This is a genomic window from Stenotrophomonas sp. NPDC077420, assembly GCF_044543385.1.
Lineage (GTDB): Bacteria > Pseudomonadota > Gammaproteobacteria > Xanthomonadales > Xanthomonadaceae > Stenotrophomonas.
On sequence record NZ_JBITVZ010000001.1, the window covers coordinates 202977 to 222076 of the forward strand.

15 protein-coding genes are annotated in these 19100 nt (G+C 64.6%); 9 read left to right on the forward strand and 6 right to left on the reverse strand.

Going from position 1 to position 19100, the window contains the following annotated elements:
- The first annotated feature begins 36 nt into the window (after positions 1 to 36).
- The 9 genes from ACIGII_RS00890 (at position 37) to ACIGII_RS00930 (ending at position 13499) form a co-directional block, all read left to right on the forward strand.
- On the forward strand, positions 37 to 1230 hold the full coding sequence (locus tag ACIGII_RS00890) for a cystathionine gamma-synthase (protein WP_399635700.1): 1194 nt from the start codon (positions 37 to 39) through the stop codon (positions 1228 to 1230).
- Between the two features lie 3 nt (positions 1231 to 1233).
- Positions 1234 to 2016: an ABC transporter permease gene (locus tag ACIGII_RS00895; RefSeq protein ID WP_399635697.1), complete on the forward strand. Its 783-nt coding sequence runs from the start codon at positions 1234 to 1236 to the stop codon at positions 2014 to 2016.
- 47 nt (positions 2017 to 2063) lie between these two features.
- Positions 2064 to 3242 (forward strand): ABC transporter ATP-binding protein, encoded by a 1179-nt coding sequence (locus ACIGII_RS00900; protein ID WP_399635783.1) that lies wholly within the window; start codon positions 2064 to 2066, stop codon positions 3240 to 3242.
- Positions 3223 to 4590, forward strand: coding sequence for a methyltransferase domain-containing protein (locus ACIGII_RS00905; RefSeq protein WP_399635694.1), 1368 nt, complete (start codon positions 3223 to 3225; stop codon positions 4588 to 4590). The genes ACIGII_RS00900 and ACIGII_RS00905 overlap by 20 nt, the downstream gene beginning before the upstream one ends.
- A 52-nt stretch (positions 4591 to 4642) precedes the next feature.
- A complete protein-coding gene (locus ACIGII_RS00910; RefSeq protein WP_399635691.1) occupies positions 4643 to 6478 on the forward strand; it encodes a glycosyltransferase family 2 protein in 1836 nt (611 codons plus the stop codon).
- 140 nt (positions 6479 to 6618) lie between these two features.
- On the forward strand, positions 6619 to 7728 hold the full coding sequence (locus ACIGII_RS00915; protein ID WP_399635780.1) for a hypothetical protein: 1110 nt from the start codon (positions 6619 to 6621) through the stop codon (positions 7726 to 7728).
- Between the two features lie 21 nt (positions 7729 to 7749).
- The gene (locus tag ACIGII_RS00920) at positions 7750 to 10038 is read left to right on the forward strand and encodes a hypothetical protein (protein WP_399635688.1); all 2289 of its coding nucleotides are present in this window, start codon (positions 7750 to 7752) and stop codon (positions 10036 to 10038) included.
- Between the two features lie 12 nt (positions 10039 to 10050).
- Positions 10051 to 11076 (forward strand): glycosyltransferase family 2 protein, encoded by a 1026-nt coding sequence (locus ACIGII_RS00925; RefSeq protein WP_399635685.1) that lies wholly within the window; start codon positions 10051 to 10053, stop codon positions 11074 to 11076.
- A complete protein-coding gene (locus tag ACIGII_RS00930) occupies positions 11073 to 13499 on the forward strand; it encodes a hypothetical protein (protein ID WP_399635683.1) in 2427 nt (808 codons plus the stop codon). Before ACIGII_RS00925 ends, ACIGII_RS00930 begins: the two co-directional genes overlap by 4 nt.
- Before the next feature lie 43 nt (positions 13500 to 13542).
- Here ACIGII_RS00930 and ACIGII_RS00935 read toward each other — a convergent pair whose 3' ends face one another.
- The 6 genes from ACIGII_RS00935 to ACIGII_RS00960 form a co-directional block, all read right to left on the reverse strand.
- Positions 13543 to 13947, reverse strand: a complete 405-nt coding sequence (locus ACIGII_RS00935) for a GtrA family protein (protein ID WP_399635680.1) — start codon at positions 13945 to 13947, stop codon at positions 13543 to 13545.
- 58 nt (positions 13948 to 14005) lie between these two features.
- Positions 14006 to 15289 carry a hypothetical protein gene (locus ACIGII_RS00940; protein WP_399635678.1) on the reverse strand — a complete coding sequence of 428 codons (1284 nt, stop codon included), beginning with the start codon at positions 15287 to 15289 and terminating at the stop codon, positions 14006 to 14008.
- 71 nt (positions 15290 to 15360) lie between these two features.
- Positions 15361 to 16671: an NAD(P)/FAD-dependent oxidoreductase gene (locus ACIGII_RS00945; protein ID WP_399635675.1), complete on the reverse strand. Its 1311-nt coding sequence runs from the start codon at positions 16669 to 16671 to the stop codon at positions 15361 to 15363.
- 25 nt (positions 16672 to 16696) lie between these two features.
- Positions 16697 to 17641 carry an NAD-dependent epimerase/dehydratase family protein gene (locus tag ACIGII_RS00950; protein ID WP_399635672.1) on the reverse strand — a complete coding sequence of 315 codons (945 nt, stop codon included), beginning with the start codon at positions 17639 to 17641 and terminating at the stop codon, positions 16697 to 16699.
- A 28-nt stretch (positions 17642 to 17669) separates the two neighbouring features.
- On the reverse strand, positions 17670 to 18341 hold the full coding sequence (locus ACIGII_RS00955) for a class I SAM-dependent methyltransferase (RefSeq protein ID WP_399635670.1): 672 nt from the start codon (positions 18339 to 18341) through the stop codon (positions 17670 to 17672).
- A 25-nt stretch (positions 18342 to 18366) separates the two neighbouring features.
- Positions 18367 to 19098: an SDR family oxidoreductase gene (locus ACIGII_RS00960; RefSeq protein WP_399635667.1), complete on the reverse strand. Its 732-nt coding sequence runs from the start codon at positions 19096 to 19098 to the stop codon at positions 18367 to 18369.
- Positions 19099 to 19100 lie beyond the last annotated feature (2 nt).

Genomic DNA, 19100 nt, shown 5'->3' on the forward strand with positions numbered 1-19100 from the left:
GCCCCCGCTGGGGGCTCTCACTCGCTGGGAAACTCCATGTCCAACCCTGCATCCCCCGGGCACCCCGACCGTTCGCTTGCTCTGGCCACCCTGGCCATCCACGGCGGGCAGTCGCCCGACCCGAGCACCGGCGCGGTGATGCCGCCGATCTACGCCACCTCCACCTACGCCCAGTCCAGCCCTGGCGAGCACCAGGGCTTCGAGTACTCGCGCACCCACAACCCGACCCGCTTCGCCTACGAGCGCTGCGTGGCCGCGCTGGAGGGCGGCAGCCGCGGCTACGCCTTCGCCTCGGGCATGGCCGCCACCTCCACGGTGATGGAGCTGCTGGACGCCGGCAGCCACGTGGTGGCGATGGATGACATTTACGGCGGCACCTTCCGCCTGTTCGAGCGCGTGCGCAAGCGCACCGCCGGCCTGCAGTTCGGCTTTGTCGACCTGACCGACCTGGCTGCGCTCGAAGCGGCGATTACCCCGCAGACGAAGATGGTCTGGATCGAAACCCCGACCAACCCGATGCTGAAGATCGTCGACATTGCCGCGGTGGCGGCCATCGCCAAGCGCCATGGCCTGATCGTGGTGGTGGACAACACGTTCGCCTCGCCGATGCTGCAGCGGCCGCTGGAACTGGGTGCGGACCTGGTCCTGCACTCGGCCACCAAGTACCTCAATGGTCACTCGGACATGGTCGGCGGCATGGTGGTGGTCGGCGACAACGCCGAGCTGGCCGAGCAGATGGCCTTCCTGCAGAACTCCATCGGCGCCGTGCAGGGGCCGTTCGACAGCTTCCTGGCCCTGCGCGGCCTGAAGACCCTGCCGCTGCGCATGAAGGCGCACTGCGCCAACGCCCTCGCGCTGGCCCAGTGGCTGGACAAGCACCCGGCCATCGAGAAGGTCATCTACCCGGGCCTGACTTCGCACCCGCAGCATGAACTGGCCACGCGCCAGATGAACGGCTACGGCGGCATCGTGTCGATCGTGCTCAAGGGCGGGTATGAGGCGGCGAAGCGGTTCTGCGAGAAGACCGAGCTGTTCACCCTGGCCGAGTCGCTGGGTGGGGTGGAGAGCCTGGTGAACCATCCTGCGGTGATGACCCATGCCTCCATTCCGGTGGAGCGACGCGCGCAGCTGGGCATCAGCGATGCGCTGGTCCGGCTGAGCGTGGGCGTGGAGGAGCTGGGCGATTTGCAGGTGGATCTCGAGCGGGCACTGTCCGCAGGGAACGCCTGATACATGCAGAAGCACGCCAACCTGTTTTTCCTCTTCCGTCAGCTGCTCGGGCGGGAGCTCGCCGCGCGCTATCGCACCACCACCCTTGGCGTGCTGTGGCTCGTGCTGCAGCCGCTGCTGATGCTGGCCGTCTACACGTTGATTTTCAGCGGCATCTTCAAGGCGCGCTGGGCCGGTGCCGAGTCCACCGCCGATTTCGCCTTGATGCTGTTCGCCGGGCTGATTCCGTTCACGTTGTTGTCGGAAGTGCTGATGACGGCGCCGGGCATCATCGCGGGGCAGCCCAACTTCGTGAAGAAGGTGGTCTTCCCCCTGCCGGTGCTGTCGGTGGTGAAGGTGGCTGCGGCCCTGACGACGGCAGGCATCGGGCTGGTGATCCTGCTGATCGCACAGGTGTGGCAATCGGGCACGCCGTCCGCATGGGTGCTTGCCTCGCCGCTGATTCTCCTTGAGATGGTGCCCATGCTGCTGGCCGTGGCCTGGTCGCTGTCCGCGCTGGGTGTCTATCTGCGCGACATCGGCCAGTTCGTCGGCATCCTGAGCAGCATGCTGCTGTTCCTCAGTCCGATCTTCTTCCCGGCCAAGGCCATGCCGGAATCGGTGAAGGGCCTGATCTACTTCAATCCGCTGGTGACGCCGATCGAACAGCTGCGCGCGGTGACCGTGCAGAACCTGCCGCCGGATCCCATGGCCCTGCTTCCGCATTTCACCCTGTCGGTGATCGCGGCGCTGGTTTCCTACGCCCTCTTCCGTCGCCTGTCGCGCGGCTTCTCGGACGTCCTATGAACGGCTCGCACAACGCCACTCGCGCAGATCCCGACGCGGCGATCGAAATGCTTGCGGTGACCAAGGACTACCCGGTCTATTCCAGTCCACGCGAACGGCTGATGTCGTTGCTCAAGCCTTCCGGTGACCGCGCGCGGAGAACCTTCCGTGCCCTGGACGGCGTCAACCTGGTCGTGCCACGCGGGGAGACCGTGGGCATCATTGGACGTAACGGCGCGGGCAAGTCCACGCTGCTGCAGATCCTCTGCGGCACGGTCCAGCCGACCTCGGGTACGGTGGCCATCCGCGGTCGCTTCGCCGCGCTGCTGGAGCTTGGCGCGGGCTTCAACCCCGACTTCTCCGGCCGCGACAACGTGTATCTCAGTGCGTCCCTGCTCGGGCTGGGACGCAAGGAAGTCGATGAGAAGCTGGAGGCGATCATCGCCTTCGCCGACATCGGGGACTTCTTTGATCGCCCGGTGAAGACCTACTCCAGCGGCATGTATGTGCGCCTGGCCTTCTCGGTGGCGATCCATACCGAGCCCGACGTGCTCATCATCGATGAAGCCCTGTCCGTGGGCGATATCCGTTTCCAGATGAAGTGTCTGGCGCGTATCGAGCAGATCCGCGCGCGGGGAGCGACGATCCTGTTCGTCTCCCATTCGCTGGAGCAGGTGAAACGCTTCTGCCAGACCGCACTGTGGCTGGAAGGGGGCAAGGTCAAGCTGCATGGCGAGGCCAGCTTCGTGGCGGACCGGTTCCGCGATTACGAGCTGGGCCGTGAACTGGCGACCGATGCTGCCGTCGTCTGCCGTGAGCTGCCCGACGCCGAACGCCTTCCGGCGCACCTGGAGACGGTGGCGTTGAGTACCGACATGCTGGCGCCCTTCGAGCCGCTCAGCGTGGACATCAGCTATACCGTCACCGACGAGTCCATCCAGGGGCTCCTGCTCGGCGTTGCCATCAAGGGCATGGACGGGTTGCACATCTTCGGACCCAATACCTATCTGGAACGCGTGTCGATCCCCACCTCCCGGGGTTCGCACCGGGTCACGTACCACATTCCGTCGATGCCCCTGCTCACCGGGACGTATCGCGTCGACGTTGGCCTGTTCACCGACAAGGGCCTGGTCTGCCTGGACTACCTGACCGAGGCCAGCGTCTTCACCGTGGCCGCGCCGTATTTCAGCGAAGGCGTTGTCTACATCCCCCATGAGTGGAAGGTCCATGACCCCGACGCTGCTTGACATTCCGTTCGACCATTACCAGCGCTATGCCGCCGCTGCGCACCTGCTCACGTCGCTGGGCCTGCAGAATGCGCGCATCCTGGAAGTGGGGGCCAACCGCCAGCGCCTGCTCGGGCAGTTCCTGCCGTCGGCGTCGTTCCTGTACACCGACCTGCACGTAGAGGGTGACGAAACCGATTTCGTGGTCGCCGATGCGACCGCGTTGCCGTTCGCCGATCAGTCCTTCGATGCGGTCGTGTCCCTGGATGTGATCGAACATATCCCCGCGCATCTGCGTGCGCGTGCGATCTCCGAAATGGGCCGCGTGGCCGGCACTGCCGTGATCGTGGGCTTCCCGCCCGACCGGCCCTGGGTACAGCAGGCCGAAATCGTCGCCAACGAACGCTGGCGCGAATTGTTCGGCGAAGATTACGTGTGGCTGCAGGAGCACAAGGAATTCGGCCTGGTCGATACCGCCGAAGTGGTGCAGGCCTTCGAGGCCAACGGCCTGCAGGTGCAGCACTTTGGCCAGGGCAATGCAACGCTGTGGTCGAGCCTCATGGGCGCCCACTTCATCAAGGTCAAGTTCCCGGAGCTGGAGCCCCTGGTGGGCGCCGCCGACCGCCTGTACAACAGCCGGGTGTTCGCTGGCGACCACAGCGACGAGCCCTATCGTGACTACTACGTGGCCGTGCGCCAGCCCGAAGCGGTTGCCCAGCTGAAGGCGCGTCCGCCGTTCCAGTCGGAGAAAGACGAGGAAGCCACGCGCCTGTTGTCCGGCCTGGCCGAAAGTCTTCGCGAACTGGCGCTGCGCACGCAGAACTCCGAGCGCGAGTGGGATTCCACCGCGCGCATGCTGGACGCCTATATTGCCGACCTGGGCGTGGCCAAGTCGGAGTGGGCCGCGACCGCCGGCATCGTGCAGATGCTGCAGGCGGCGAAGGATGCCGGGGACCAGGCGCATGCGGAATGCCAGCGCGACTGGGAGGCGCGGCATGCCGAACAGCAGCAGGCCATCCTCGGCGGGCAGGCCGAGCGCGAGCGGCTTTCAACGGAGATGGCGGAAGAACGGCACCGGCTGGAACAGCAGCTGCTGGTAGAGGCGCAGGCCGCCGAAGCGCACCGCCTGCAACTGACCCAGGCCATGAACGATGCAGCGCAGGCGGCAGCCGACGAGCGCCTGCGGCTGGAGACGAAGATCGCTGACACCACGCAGATGGCGGCCGATGAGCGCCAGCGCCTGGAGCAGCAGATCGCCGATAACGCTGCGGCGTACCTGCGGTCGCGAAAGAAATGGAAGATGGCCATGGTGGGCCTGGCGGTGTTCGGTAGCGCGGCAGGTTTTATTGTCGCTTGGGTGATCCAGTGATGAATGCCGTCGATACCTGCATGGCGTACCGCATGAGCAAGGAGATTTTTTGATGGTGTCCAAGATTCGCAAGCTGTTCGTCGCCATGTACTGGAGCCTGCGCCGCGCGCAGTCCAATGGCGTGAGTGCGGGAAGCCTGATGTCGGCCGTGATCGCTGCGTCGCGCAAGGGCCCGCGCCACCTGGTCCGCAAGATATTCTCCTACGCCAGCGCGCCCGCCGCGCCGGCACCTGCGGCCACGCCGGACGCCTATGCGGCGTGGCTGGAGCGGCAGCCTGCCGTGGCGGTGCCCGCCAATCTCGGCCTGGTCAGCATCGTGATGCCGGTCTGCAACACGCCGGAAAATTTCCTGCGTGAAGCCATCGAAAGCGTGGCCGCGCAGACCTATCCGCATTGGGAACTCTGCATCCACGACGACGCCTCCGACCAGCCGCAGGTCGCCCGCGTGCTCGACGAGCTGGGCGCCCGGTTGCCGAACCTGCGGGTATCGCGTTCGACCACCCGCCAAGGCATCGCAGCCACCACCAATGCCGCCATCACGCTTGCAAGTGGACGCTGGATCACCTTCCTCGACCACGACGACCTGCTGGAGCCGGATGCGCTGGCGGCCGTGGTCGCATGTCACGCGTCGCAGAACGCCCAGATCGTCTACACCGACCACGATGTGCTGGGCGACGACGGCCGGCTGCGCCACCCGTACTTCAAGCCTGACTGGAACGAAGATCTGTTCCTGTCGCAGATGTACCTGGGGCACCTGGTCAGCTTCGATGCCGACCTGGTCCGCACGATGGGGGGGCTGCGCAGCGACTGCGACGGTTCGCAGGATTACGATCTGGTCCTGCGTTGCGTTGCTACCGGTGCCACTGTGGCCCACGTGCCGCGGGTGCTGTATCACTGGCGCGCGCATGCAGGCTCGACGGCCGCCAATGCGGACTCCAAGCCGTATGCCCACGATGCCGGGAAGCGCGCGCTGCAGGATCACGTGCAGCGACGTCATCCGGGCGCGCACGTGGACGATGGCAGCAACCTGTTCTGCTACGACGTGCGCTATCCCTATGCAGACACCGGTCCTCTGGCGAGCATCATCATTCCGACCCGGGATGGCCTGGATCTCCTGCAGACCTGCGTGGAATCCCTGTATGCGAAGACCAACTACCCGGCGTTCGAGATCATCGTCGTCGACAATGGTTCCAGCAAGCCGGAAACCCTGGCGTGGCTGCGCGACATGTCCCGCCGCGCGAACTTCCGGGTGCTCGCGGCCGATGTGCCGTTCAACTGGTCTGCGTTGAACAACCTCGCTGCCCGCGAAGCGAAGGGCGAGGTCCTGGTATTCCTCAACAACGACACCGAAGTCATCGACGGCGACTGGCTGCAGCGGCTGGCCGAGAACGCGCTTCGCCCCGACGTGGGCGTTTGCGGTCCGTTGCTGCTGTACGGCGACAGGACCATCCAGCACGCCGGTGTCGTTATCGGCATGGGTGGCTGGGCCGACCATGTGTTCAAGGGAGAGGCGCCGGTACACAGCCAGAATCTCTTCGTGTCCCCCGTGCTCCAGCGCCAGGTGCTCGCGGTCACCGGTGCCTGCATGGTGGTGGCGCGGGAAACCTTCGATGCCCTGGGCGGATTCGATGAGACCTTCATCGTGTGCGGAAGCGACGTCGAGCTGTGCCTGCGCGCCCGGCAGCGCGGCCTGTCCACGGTGTACGTGGCCCGTTCGGTGATGATCCACCACGAGTCCAAGACCCGCGACCCGCGCGCCATTCCCGAAAGCGACTTCGTGCGGTCGGCCCAGGCCTATTCGCCGTATCGCCAAGAGGGTGACCCGTTCTACAGCCCCAACCTCGATTACATGAAGTCGTCGCCGAGGCTGGTGGAGATGGGCCAGTGAAGCGGATTGCGCATCTGCTTCGGCGCGTCGCAGCGCGTCTGGATCGCGGCGCCCCGGGCGCTGCGGCCCCGACCACCCACGTCGGTGAAATCACCCCGTGCCTGCCGCGGCACGATCCCTGGGCAGGCAAGCGCCTCAACCTGGTGCTGCCCTCGATCAATCGCCAGCATTACTTTGGCGGTATCCATACGGCCGTGCTCATCTACCAGCAGCTGTCGCGGCACTTTGCCGCGTCGCGGATCGTGCTGGTGGACAGCAGTCCCGACGAAGAGGCGTTGTCCCGGTTCGCCGATCACGTCTGCGTGCCCTCCGACGCCACGTCGGCGGCACCCCGGCAGATCGTGCCGTTCAACGACCGCTACCAGAAGACACTGCCGGTCGCCGCTGAAGACATCTGGTTGGCCACCGCATGGTGGACGGCCTACGCGGCACAGCGCATGTCCACGTGGCAGGGCGAGAACGGCGGCGTGGACCGCCCGCTGGTGTACCTGATCCAGGACTTCGAGCCGGGTTTCTACGCCTGGTCCAGCCAATATGCGCTCGCACTGAGCACCTATCGTCCCGATCGGGACATCGGCGTGTTCAACACCGGTCTGCTCGCGGATTTCTTCGCCCGGCATGACATGCGCTACGTCAATCGCTCCGTGTTCGAACCGGTGCTGCACGACGGCCTGCGACCGGCACTGGCAGCAGCGCGCCAGCGCCTGGAGCCACGTAAACGACGCATCGTGGTCTATGCGCGTCCCGGAACGCCGCGCAATGCCTTCGAGTTGATCTGCGAAGGCCTGCGGCTCTGGGGCTGGAAGGACCCGCGTGCGGCGCAGTGGGAGGTTGCAGCGCCCGGCGAGCTCGAGGCGGATCTGGACCTTGGGCCGTTCTCGCTGAAGGCACTCGGCAAACTCGGCATCGACGCGTATGCGGCGCTGCTGTCCAGTTCCGCGGTTGGCCTGTCGCTCATGGTCTCGCCGCATCCGAGCTACCCGCCGTTGGAAATGGCGGCCTTCGGCATGCGGGTGGTGACCAACCGCTACGACAACAAGCGGCTGGACGACACCACGCCCAACGTGGTGTCGCTGGATGCCATGACGCCGGAGGCGATCTGCTCGGCGCTGGTGGCCCAGGTGGATGCCTGCGAGGGTCAGGGGATGGCGGCCGGTACGATTGCCGGCGAGGCGCACCCGCTGCTGCAGCCTGGCAGTTTTGACCGGGTCGCTGATGACGTCATGGACATGCTGCGCCTGGGGGCGTAAGCAGAAAAAGGAAGCGTAAACGTGGGTCAGTCAATCGCTTGGCCGCTGCGCGGTCAAAAATCGTCGTTGTTCGTGGTGCCGGTGCTGGTCCTGCTGCTGGTGCTGCCGTTCCTGCAGAGCCTGGCGCAGGCGGGGTTTGTTGCCCTGCTGGCGGTTGCCTTCCTGGGAATGGCGTGGGCCGGTGAGCTGTGCGCGCGATGGCTTCGCCTGAACAGCCTGCTCGATTCGCCCGCGTTGTTCACCCGCGCATTGTTGGGGCAGCTGGTATTCGTGCTTGCCTGGCTGTGCGCCTGGCCGCTGACCTGGGCGTGGAGCCAGCTGCTCGGGCTGCCGCATCCGATCTCGTTCCTGGTGCTTGCGGTCCTGGCGGCTTCGCTGTTCTTCAACCGCGCCAGGCTGAGGCAACGCTCCGGTGCGGCCGGCCTGGCTGCCACCGGCGCCTGGCTGCTGGTGGGCGTGCTGGCCCTGATGGTCCTCGCCAAGGCCGCCACCCACTATTCGTTTACGGCCGGTGCACTGGGGCTGGATACCCACCAGCACATCGCTTTCGCGCTGGACATGTTCAACGCCGGCTACCCGAAGCTGACCGCCGGCCACAGCGACTGGGTCGAGAAGTACCCGAAAATGCTCCACGTGATCGCGGCGCTGTGGGCTTGGCCCGGTTTCGGCGCGCACATCGGGCCGTTCCTGAAGATCCAGCCGGTCCTGCAGGCCACGCTGGCGCTGTTCGCGTTCATCGAATGCGTGCTCGTGTGGATGCAGCGGCGGCACCTCTCGCCGCTGTTCCAGCAGCTGTGGGCGGCACTGCTGGTGGTGGCGCTGGGTTACATGATCCTGCGCGGCACCCTGTTCCTGTACCCGACCGATGACCTCAACAGTACCGGACGCCTTGCGGCCATCTCCACCCTGCTGCTGCCGGTACTGGCTGCCATGCTGTGCTGGCAGGAGCCTGCCCGTTCGAGCCGACCCTGGGTGCTGGTGTGGGCCATGCTGCCGCTTGCCGGCGCCATGGCGGCAAAGCTCAATCCTTCGCTGGCCATCGCCTTCGTCAGCTTCACGCTCCCCGCATGGGCGGTGACGGTTGCCGGACTGTGGTGGCGCGCGCCGGGTGCGCGCGGCAAGCTGCTGTTGCCCGCGCTCGGGACGGTCTGTGGCGGCGTGGTCGGAAGCATCCTGCTGTTCAGCGACCCCTATTACCTGCAGCTGTTGGCGGAGACGGTGCCGGCCGTACGGGAGTTCGTGCAGCACACGCTGGGCCTGCAGCTGTTGATCGCGCCCGCTCAGCTTTCGACCTCGATCGGGGTGGGCGAACGGCTCCTGCAGGTCCTGCCCTGGGAGCTGTGGTATGGGCCACAGCCCGGCATGGGCATGCAGATGCTGCCCGAATCGCCGCAGATGCTCGGGCAGCGCCTGCTGCCGGCGACCCGGGTGCTGCTGGGGGCTACCCTGGTGCTGGGTGCCGCGATGGTCACCGTGGCGCCGGAGCGCATCCGCCGCCGCGGTGCCTTCTCGATGCTCCTGGTGATCCAGGTGGCACTGATGATCGCCGTTCCCGTTGCGCTGCGCGTGTCGAACATCGTCACGCTGACCCTGGGCCATGAAACCCTCGAGGCCAGCCTGCTGACCACCTATACGCAGCGCTATATCGGCCTGCTGGTGATGTACGTGCTGATGCTGCACTGGACGCTGATGCTTGGCACCGTCGTGATGGCGGTGGATGCGGTCGTGCAATGGCGGTGGCCGGGCATGCTGCAGCATCGCCGGTGGCCGCGCGTGTCCCGCGTGCTGGTGGGACTGTGCGCGCTGGTGGTGGTGGTCGCATTCGTCCGCGTGGACATCAAGGGCGTCACGCCCGCAGACCAGGGCTGGACCTTCCCGATCAGCGAAGCCGACGTGCGCGCGTTCCAGGCCACAGAGGCCAAGCTTCCCAAGGATGCGGTGGTGCTGGCGCCGGCCTACGCCATCGTGCTCAACGGTCGCGAGGACTGGGTGCTGCCGTCACTTTACGTCACCCCCTATCTGCCCTTCACGCAGCGCGACTACCTGTTCAACATCCGCCTTGGCGCGGGCTACGGGTACTTCGCCAAAGACCTGCGCACCATGTTCTGCCAGTCGCGGCCCGATGAAGCCCGTGCCATCCTCCGGCGCGCCGGCGTCACCCACCTGCTCGCGCATCGTTGGGAAGGGCAGAGTGATGCGGCCGTCCTTGATGGACAATACTGCCTCACGGGGTACCGCAAGCTGGGTGCCGAGGGTGCCGCAGTCGCCCACGGGCCGGACGGTCTGGTCTTCTACCAGCTGGATCCTTGAGGAATCATGGGCATGAGCCTGAAGGAAATCACGATGGACGCTGACGTCGCTGCCAAGTCGAACTCCGCCACGCACAAGATCGCGGTGGTGGTCCCCAGCTACAAGGTCATTCGCCACATCCTGGAGGTCATCGCCTCCATCGGACCGGAGGTCGATGCGATCTACTGTGTCGACGACGCATGCCCGGAGCAGTCCGGTCAGTTCATCGAGCAGAACAACACCGATCCCCGCGTCCGGGTGATCTACAACGCGGTGAACCAGGGCGTGGGCGGGGCGACCATGGCGGGCTATCGCCAGGCGGTTGCCGACGGCATGACGGTGATCGTGAAGATCGACGGCGACGGCCAGATGGACCCCGCACTGCTGCCGATGTTCGTGGCGCCGATTCTGAACGGTGATGCGGACTACACCAAGGGCAACCGCTTCTGGGACCTTTCGCACATCAGCCGCATGCCGCTGCTGCGACGCGTCGGCAACCTCGGGTTGTCCTTCCTGGCCAAGGCATCGACGGGGTACTGGCGGCTGTTTGATCCGACCAACGGGTATACGGCGATCCACGCCTCGGTTGCGCAGCGTTTGCCGATGGAGGCCATCAGCACGCGCTACTTCTTCGAGACCGATCTGTTGTTCCGGCTCAATGCGATGCAGGCGGTGGTCCAGGATGTTCCCATGGATGCGCTTTACGGCGACGAAGTGAGCAACCTGAAGGTAAGCCAGGTGCTGGGTGAATTCGCGCTCAAGCACGCACGCAATTTCTGCAAGCGCATTGCGTACCGCTACTACCTTCGCGACCTGACCATTGCATCGTTCGAGCTGGTGGCAGCGCTCGCGCTGCTGTGCGGCGGTGCGCTTTATGGTGGCTGGCACTGGGTGGCTGCCGCCGATGCGGGTGTTTCCGCGCCGGTCGGCACGGTCGTCCTGCCCTCCATCGCAATCGTGAGCGGACTGCAGTTCCTGCTGGCGTTCCTCAGCTACGACATCGCCAACCAGCCACGGATTCCCATCCACCGTACGTTGCGCGGAGTTCCCCGTCGATGATCCGAGATACAGCCGTTACAGGTCCAGCGGCGGGCGAGCGCGTAGCCGTCCTGGACGATGATGGCGGGTTGCGCAGCCGCACGTCAGCGTTGGGCTGGGCAATGTCGGCGGTCACTGTCGTGCTGCTGGTGCTCCTGCTGACGCCGTTCGCCACGCCCATGCCGAACGCGAGCCTCGATGGCTCGTGGGCACATGCGATGAACATGGCCACCACCGAGCACCTGCGCTTTGGCAAGGACATTGTCTTCACCTTCGGCCCATTGGCAGCGATCTACACCAATGTCTACCACCCGGGTACCGATGTCCTGATGCTGGTGGGATCGTTCCTGCTGGCGCTGGCGTTGTCGGCGGGATTGATTGCCGCCGTCCGTCCCGACAGACGCCCCCTGCTGCTCCTGTTTCCGCTCGCGATCGGTCTGATCTGGCTGCCTTACGGAACCGGTTGGCGGGACGCCACGCTCATGCTGGTGCCGCTCCTGCTGCCGCTGGTGGTTGCCCGCGGCGTAGCGACCGGGCGGTTGAACCATCCGGTGATCTTCCTCCTTGCAGCGACGATCCCGATCCTGCCGCTGGTCAAGGCAAGCTTCAGCCTGACCTCCGCTGTCGCCAGCCTGATCGCGATACTGCTGTGCTGGCGCGCATTTCCCCGCACGGCAATCGCCATTTTCCTCGCTGAGGTGGTGAGCCTGATCCTGGTATGGCTGATCGCAGGTCAGGCACTGCTTGACCTGCCCGGGTATTTCATCGCCCAGGCGCCCATTGTGTCCGGCTATACCAATGCGATGTCCTCGCCCGGTGATCCGCGGCCCATGAACATCGTCTTCTATATCGCGGCGGCAGTGCTCCTGCTTGCAATCTCGTTGAAGGGGGGGCTTCGCAGAAACTGGCACGTGACCCTTCTGATCGCGTTGTACCTGTTCGTGGCCTTCAAGTCGGGATTCGTGCGAGGCGACCAGGCGCATGCCCAAGGCGCGTCGACAGCATTGATGCTGCTGGGTGTCGTGCTGTTCCTTACGCAGGGGCGCGAGTACCGTCGTGGCGTGGCATCACTCAGCGTCGGTCTGGCGGGCTCTGCGCTCATCGTTTTTTCCTATGCATCTCCAGAACCGGTCGCAGCGCTGGCGCGACTTGGCAATGCGGTGAAGATTCCGGCCCAGGGCCTCTGGGTACGCCTGACCGATAACAGCGCCTATCCCGATCTCTATGAGGAGCGCATCAATCAGATTCGCGCGGAGTCGCCCTTCATGGGGGAAACAGGACAGGCCGACCTCTATCCGCACGACCTTGGCCTGCTGCTGGTCACCGGCGCGGAGTGGAAGCCGCGCCCGGTGCTGCAGAGCTACTCTGCGTATACGCCGTCGCTGCTGCGTGCCAATGCCGACCATCTGCGTGAGGCACCTCCGGCACGGATCTACTTCAAGATCGACCCGATCGATGGAAGGTATCCGTCCCTCGACGACGGCGCGAGCTGGCTGGAACTGCTTGGCAAGTACGAACCCAAAGGATTCAAGGGCGGCTATGCGGTGCTGGAACGCCGCACCGGCTCGCCGGCTGCGCTGAAACCGCAGCCCGTACGCTCTGTCGTGGCGAACTTCGACGAGGTCGTTCCCGTGCCGAACGGCGCAGGTCCGGTGTGGGCAACACTGGATATCAAACCCACGTTGCTGGGGAAGCTGTTCAGTGCGGTGTACAAGGCGCCGCAGCTGAAGCTGGAAGTGAAGTATGCCGATGGAGGTGTGTCGTCCTACCGCATGGTGGCCGGCATGGGGGCCACCGGCTTCCTGCTTTCGCCGTCGGTAATCGACGCCAACGGGTTCGTTTCGCTCAGTTCCGTTTACCGTGATGAACTTCCGGGGCAGCGCAAGGTCGTGTCGATGGCGGTGCGGGGTGACCCTGGCTCGGACTGGATGTGGAAACGCGCCTATCAGTTGCAGCTGTCCAGCTTGAATGTACCTTCAAGCAGTGATGCGGACGCCGCGTTGACCGGCGCATGGAAGGACGGGCTGCCGGGGGATGCATACCCGGCCGGCGGCAACTGCAACATTGAAGAGGTGAGCGGCGTGCCCGTGGGCGTGGTTCCACTGGAATTCCCGCCCCGTCTCGTGAAAGTGCGAGGCTGGGCGGCGCTGGACGCGCAGGCAGGCAAGCCGAACCAGGGCGTTTCCCTGCTGGCGGCGTTTGAAGACGGCCGCACCTTCGTCATACCGGCCATTGCGGTTGGCAGGCTGGACGTCGCCTACTACTTCGGGCACCCGGAGCTGGGTGACCATGTGGGCTACGAAGCCTATGTGGATGTCCGCAAGCTCCAGGGACTGGTTCACTTCCGCGTTCTCCAGAACGACGAAGGCGTTCTTCGCGCGTGCCACCCACCGCTCCTGTCCATCCGGCGGCAGGATGCGACCGTGACGCCGACGGTACAGTAGTCGGCACGCCTCGCCCGTGACACGACGGGCGAGGCAACGATCGTCAGGTTCTGAACGACAGGCGCTTGTGCCCGATGTAGCTGGTCACCGCCGGAACCATCACGCCGATGGCGTGCGCGATGGTGTCGTTGTGGAAGTCGATGTGGAGCGCGGGCAGCAGCCACCTGGCGATGACCAGGCTTACCGCTACGGTCTGCGCCACCGCGGCGAGGTTGATCGCCAGGAACCACAGGAACTGGTGGTGCAGCCGATGTCGCGACGCGCTGAACACGAAGATCTTGTTCAGTGTGAACGCCGTGATCAGGCCCAGGCAGAACGCGAGGATGATCGCCGGTACGTAAGGAAGCCAGTGGCTCAGTACGATCCGTGAGCCTACGTTGACGATCGCGGCAAATCCGCTTGCAACAAGGAAACGCAGGAACTGCGTGGAAGGAAGAGGTACGTTCATGCGTTGTCGATTGTGGGCTTTCTGTAAAATGCGCAGTTGCGGGAAGGAATAAAGGCCATCATTTGTCGACGGCCGGGGCGCGGCGCTCCACCTCGACGCGCCAATCGTAGGGATTGATGGGTATCGAATGTTTACCCGGCGTTTCAAGGATTGCCGAATGCCCGTGCCAATCGAAGTCCTTGAACGCCGCGCGACGCATCTGCGGCAGGTTCATGGTGGCGAACAGGCATATCAGTCCAGTGGTAACCAGAGTCGCATTGGCGCGGGTGCGGCGATTCCCTGCGCCCAGGCACATCCACACGGCCCACCACCAGACCACCTTCAACAGGTAGAAATAGCGATCACCGGAGAAGGGGTTCAATCCTTCCGGATCGGTCATGCGAAGCATCGGCAGGAAGCACTCGATCGAGGCGAATCCGAGGAACCCCAGCACCAACAGTCGCGCGCTTCCGTTCGCCGAGCGAAACGCAACCACGCCGAAAAGCAGGAGCGCGTATACGACCAGCCACGAGGTGCCGGTGAGGAAATCGCTGCCGAAGATGTGCGGTGGAACCAGCTCCGTGAACGTGGTCTTCAACACCCAGACCGGCCTGTCCTGGGACACGCCTCCCTGGGACGTCGTGGCGATGACGCACACCTGGACCACGGCGCCGACGGCGGTGGCCGCAATGGAATGCCAGTCGCGGTTGAGGTTGAATCCCGCGAGGGCGCCATCGAAGGGATCGATGTTCGTGCGCCTCGCCAGCCAGCTCAACCCGCACAGGCCTGCAACCACGAACAGCAACAACGCGGAGAATGGCCCGGTCAGCGCGATCAGGAGAACGCCACACGCCCTGATCCACGGGGATGCCGGTGAACGTGACGCAATCGCCGGGGCGAGACAGCACACCGCCATGAAGAACTGCAGGAACCACTGCACGTTGGTGAGGGTGCCGAATATCTCACCATTGGTGGGGACGGCCAGGAAGGACAGCGCGACGATCCAGGGCGGCAGGAAGAACCGCAGCCTCCGGCATGTGAACGTTATCGCGGCCGCGGACAGCAGGATCGCGCCAGCGTTGTAGACCAGTGGCGCCTTTGCAAACGGAAACCAGCTTGCGCACCACGCAATCAGCCTGGGAATGGTAAGCAGGTAGCCGGCATATGACGTGGTCAGTTGCGGCCAGGCATGCCCGAACTGCTCGCTGAAAAACACCCTGCCATCCTCTGCCCAGAACTGCGGATTGGTGAGTGCGTCATTGCTCTTGTAAGCCATGACAAGCAGAACAACCATGAACCATGTGAACCGTTCTCTGGCCGGCGCCTCGTTCGGGCTGGAGCTGGTGCTGGTCAAAAGGAACATGGGAACTCCACCAGGAATAACGCGTTGGGGGCTGTCGAGGGGCGGGACGCCCCCCGGGCGTGGTAATGGGATTACCGAGCCTGGCGCGATTGCCCGGACGCAATCCGGGCCAACGTCTGGCCCACCGCAATACTCTCGTTGATCGACCGGTCCTCGGGGTAGTAATAGGCGGTGTCGGCCATGTAAAACCCCTCCAGCGGCGTCTTCATCGGCGGCAGCATGTCCTGGAAACCGGGCGGGCAGATGGTCTGGGCGTACTCGTAACGATGGCAATGGGTGGCGAGAATCCACTCCGGCTTGAAGTCCGGGTTGATCATCGGCAGGTAGCCGAGCACTTCGTCGATCAGCTGCTGGTTGCTCCACTGCCACTTGGGGTGGGTGGTGGGCATGTAGTACGGCGCATAGACGATATGTTCGCCCGGCCCATTGCCCGGGTTGAGGTTGCTGTACTCAATCAGGCCCGGAATGGCGATCCGGTCGTCGCTGATGTTCATCCAGAAATTCTCGCTGACCGGGCGCGAGAGTTTCAGGATCACGCAGGCCACGGGAATGTTCTCGATGGCGCCAACCTGGGCGGCGAAGGCGGGCGGCAGGCCCGGAACCAGCTTGGGCACGTACTGGATCGGTGCGGTGGACACCACGGCGTCGTACGCGGCGTGCGCGGCCGTGGTGCGGATGCCGGTGACCTTGCCATCCGCCGAGGTGACTTCCTCGATGGGCTGGCCCAGCAGGATCTGGCCGCCCAGGCGCCGGACCTCCGCGGCCATGCGCTCCAGCAGGACGGACGAGCCGCCTTCAAGGTAGCCCATGCTTTCGTTGAACAGGTTGCGCCGCGAAAGCGCCACGCGCTTGATCCGGGTGCCGATCCAGGACGCGGAGAGGTTGTCCTGGTATTCGAAGAACTTCAACGCGAAGGCCTTTTCCCACATCACCTTGTAGGCCTTGGGGCCGATCCAGCGGGTGATCCAATCGCGTGCGTTTTCCTTGTCCAGTGCGGTCCAGTCCTTGATGCCCTTGGTATGCATCACATGCAGCGCGTAGCGGACCTTGTCGACGATGCCCAGGTGCGGGAAACCGAGCAGCGCGAACGGGGTACCCCATTTGTGCAGCTTGCCCTCGTAGTAATACCCCATCTTGGTGTCCGTCCAGTGCAGGCGGTCGGACAACTGCATCTCATCGAGCAGTTTGAACAGCGGGTAATCGGTCTTGCAGATGAAGTGGTAGTAGCGCTCGATGCGAAGGCCATCGAAATCGAACTCCGCCGACATGCCGCCAATGCGGTCATCGCGCTCGTAGACGGTGACCTGATGGCCCTGTTTGAGCAGCTCCAAGGCTGCCATCAGCCCCATGGGGCCGCTGCCGATGATGGCGATATTGCACATTCGAATGATTTCCGTAGGTATTGGGTCAGCGCTGCAGCACGATGTGGCTGTAGCGCGGATCGGTGTAGCTTTCGCGGATGGCGTCTTCGAACGGCGTCTGGCGGACGCCGAACACGGCTTCTGTGTCTACGCCTTTGAAGTCATCGCCGGCACTCAGCGCCGTGAGCTGATCGGCGGTGAAGGGGGGCTTGGCGCTGAACAGCGAGTAGGTGCGCAGCAGGAAGGCAAAGAAGCCGATCGGGATGTGCACGATCACCGTGCGCAGGTTCTTGACCCGCTTGATCGTGCGGATGATGTCCACGTAGTCCACGCGGGTGTCGCCCACGATGTCGAATACCTGTCCATCGGGCTCGGTTTCGATGCACCGGGTGATGCATCGACAGAAGTCACGCTCGTACAGCGGCTGGCGCATGAAGCGTCCGTCGCCAGGAATCGGGAACACCGGCGTTCGTGCCATGAAGCGCGACAGCCAGCCCAGGTGCTTGGGATCGAACCAGCCGAACATCAGGGTGGGTCGCAGCACGCAGTGGCGCTGGCCGCTGGCGACCACCAGGGCTTCCTGCTCGCGCTTGGTATGGGTGTAGTCGTCCTTGGCCACCGAATTCACCACCGACGAACTGATGTGCACCAGGTAGGGCACGCTGGCGGCCCGGCAGGCGGCCAGGACGCGCTCGGTGGCGCTGATGTTGTTGCGCACGAACAGGTCGGTGGTTTTGCCGGTGATCTGTGCGTGCAGCTGCACCACCAAGCGTGCACCTTCGAAAGCGCGGGTCCATTCGCCCGGCTCCGCCAGATCGGCCAGGATCGTTTCCACGTCCGGATGCAGTCCGCGCAGGATCGCCAGATTGTGCTCATGCTTGTCGATGGCCACCAGGTGCGTGTAGCCCTGCTGCTTCATCTCGACGATGAGGTTCTGCCCCACCAGGCCTGCGGCGCCGGTGAGGACGATCTTGTCATTCTTCTGTGCCATGGACGAACTCGGGTACCGATAGGAACGCTCAGCCGCGCTTGTAGGCGACAACCAGGGCCTGCTTGCCCAGGATGTGCCACGCCAGCGGGATGCGCAGGTAAAGGGACACCAGCCAGGGGGCCTGTGGCAGGCGGCTCTTGGTGGTGTAGGGGAGGAAGCGGGGAATCACCACGCGGGGTTCCAGTCCCGCCATCAGCACACCTTCCACCAGGCTGCGGTCGCTCAGCGCGGTGTGGTGGTCGAAGTAGTCCCAGTACTCGTCGTACAGGAAGCGGATGTTGGGCTGCAGGATGATGGCCCGGCCGCCCGGCCTGAGCATGCGGGCGCTCTCGCGCAGGGTCTGCAGCACCAGGTCCTTGCTGGGCAGGTGCTCCAGGAAGTTGCTCATGAAGACGGCATCCACGCTGCCGCTCGGAATCGAGCTTACCGCCGTGCACGACTCATTGATGATTTCGATGCCGTCCGCGGCAAACCTGCGCACGTCCGGGTTCAGGTCCACTGCGATCTTGCGGCCGGCCGGAATGTTGTTGATGAATTCGCAGTACCCGGCGCCGATGTCCACGACCGTGTCGCCGGCATCGACAAACCGGTTGAAGTACTGCGTGCACAGCACGTTCCAGATGCGGTTCTTGTTCGCAAGTTCTTCTTTCGGAAACCGGTGTTGATAGAGGACGTCAAGGTCGTGATCGATATCCGGCATCGCAGGGGTTCCTTTTTCGCGGGGGTCAAAGGGAGATACGGCGGAACACGAATTCGGGGATGTTCTTGATGACCAGCATGATCGCCCACCAGAACCCCGGCAGGTACACCACGGCCCGGCGGCGATCGGAGGCTCGCACGATACCCTGCGCCACCTTGTCGGCCGACGCCCACAGCGCGCCCTTCTTGAAGGCGTGGGTCATGGGAGTATCCACGAAGCCGGGCTTGATGTTCAGTACGTTGATGCCCTTCCTGCGCAGGCGCTGGCCCTGGCCGCTCAGGAATGCGGTCACGGCGGCCTTGGCGCTGCCATAGAGGTAGTTGCTGGCACGGCCACGGTCACCGGCGACCGAGGAGATCACGGCCAGGTTGCTGCCCGGCGCCAGGCGTTGCGCCAGCGCGGTGCACAGGGCGATGGTCGAGGTGCCATTGGTGAGGAACTCGCGCAGGGCCAGGTCCACCGAGGCGTCACAGGCGGCCTGGTCGGGGAGGGTGCCATGGGCGATCAGCACGGTGTCGATGCCGGCGCTGGCCGTCCAGGCGGCGTCGAGCATGCCCGCATGGCTGGCGATGTCATTGACGTCCAGCGGCCATGTCGCGACCTGCTGCGCCCCACGCACCCTCAGGTCGCTGGCGATCGCCTCCAGCCGGCCCGCGTTGCGCCCGACCAGGAACAGCGTCGCCGATCGCGCCGCGTACAGGCGGGCAACCGCCTCGGCGATGGCGGACGTAGCACCGATGATGAGTACTTTCTGCATGC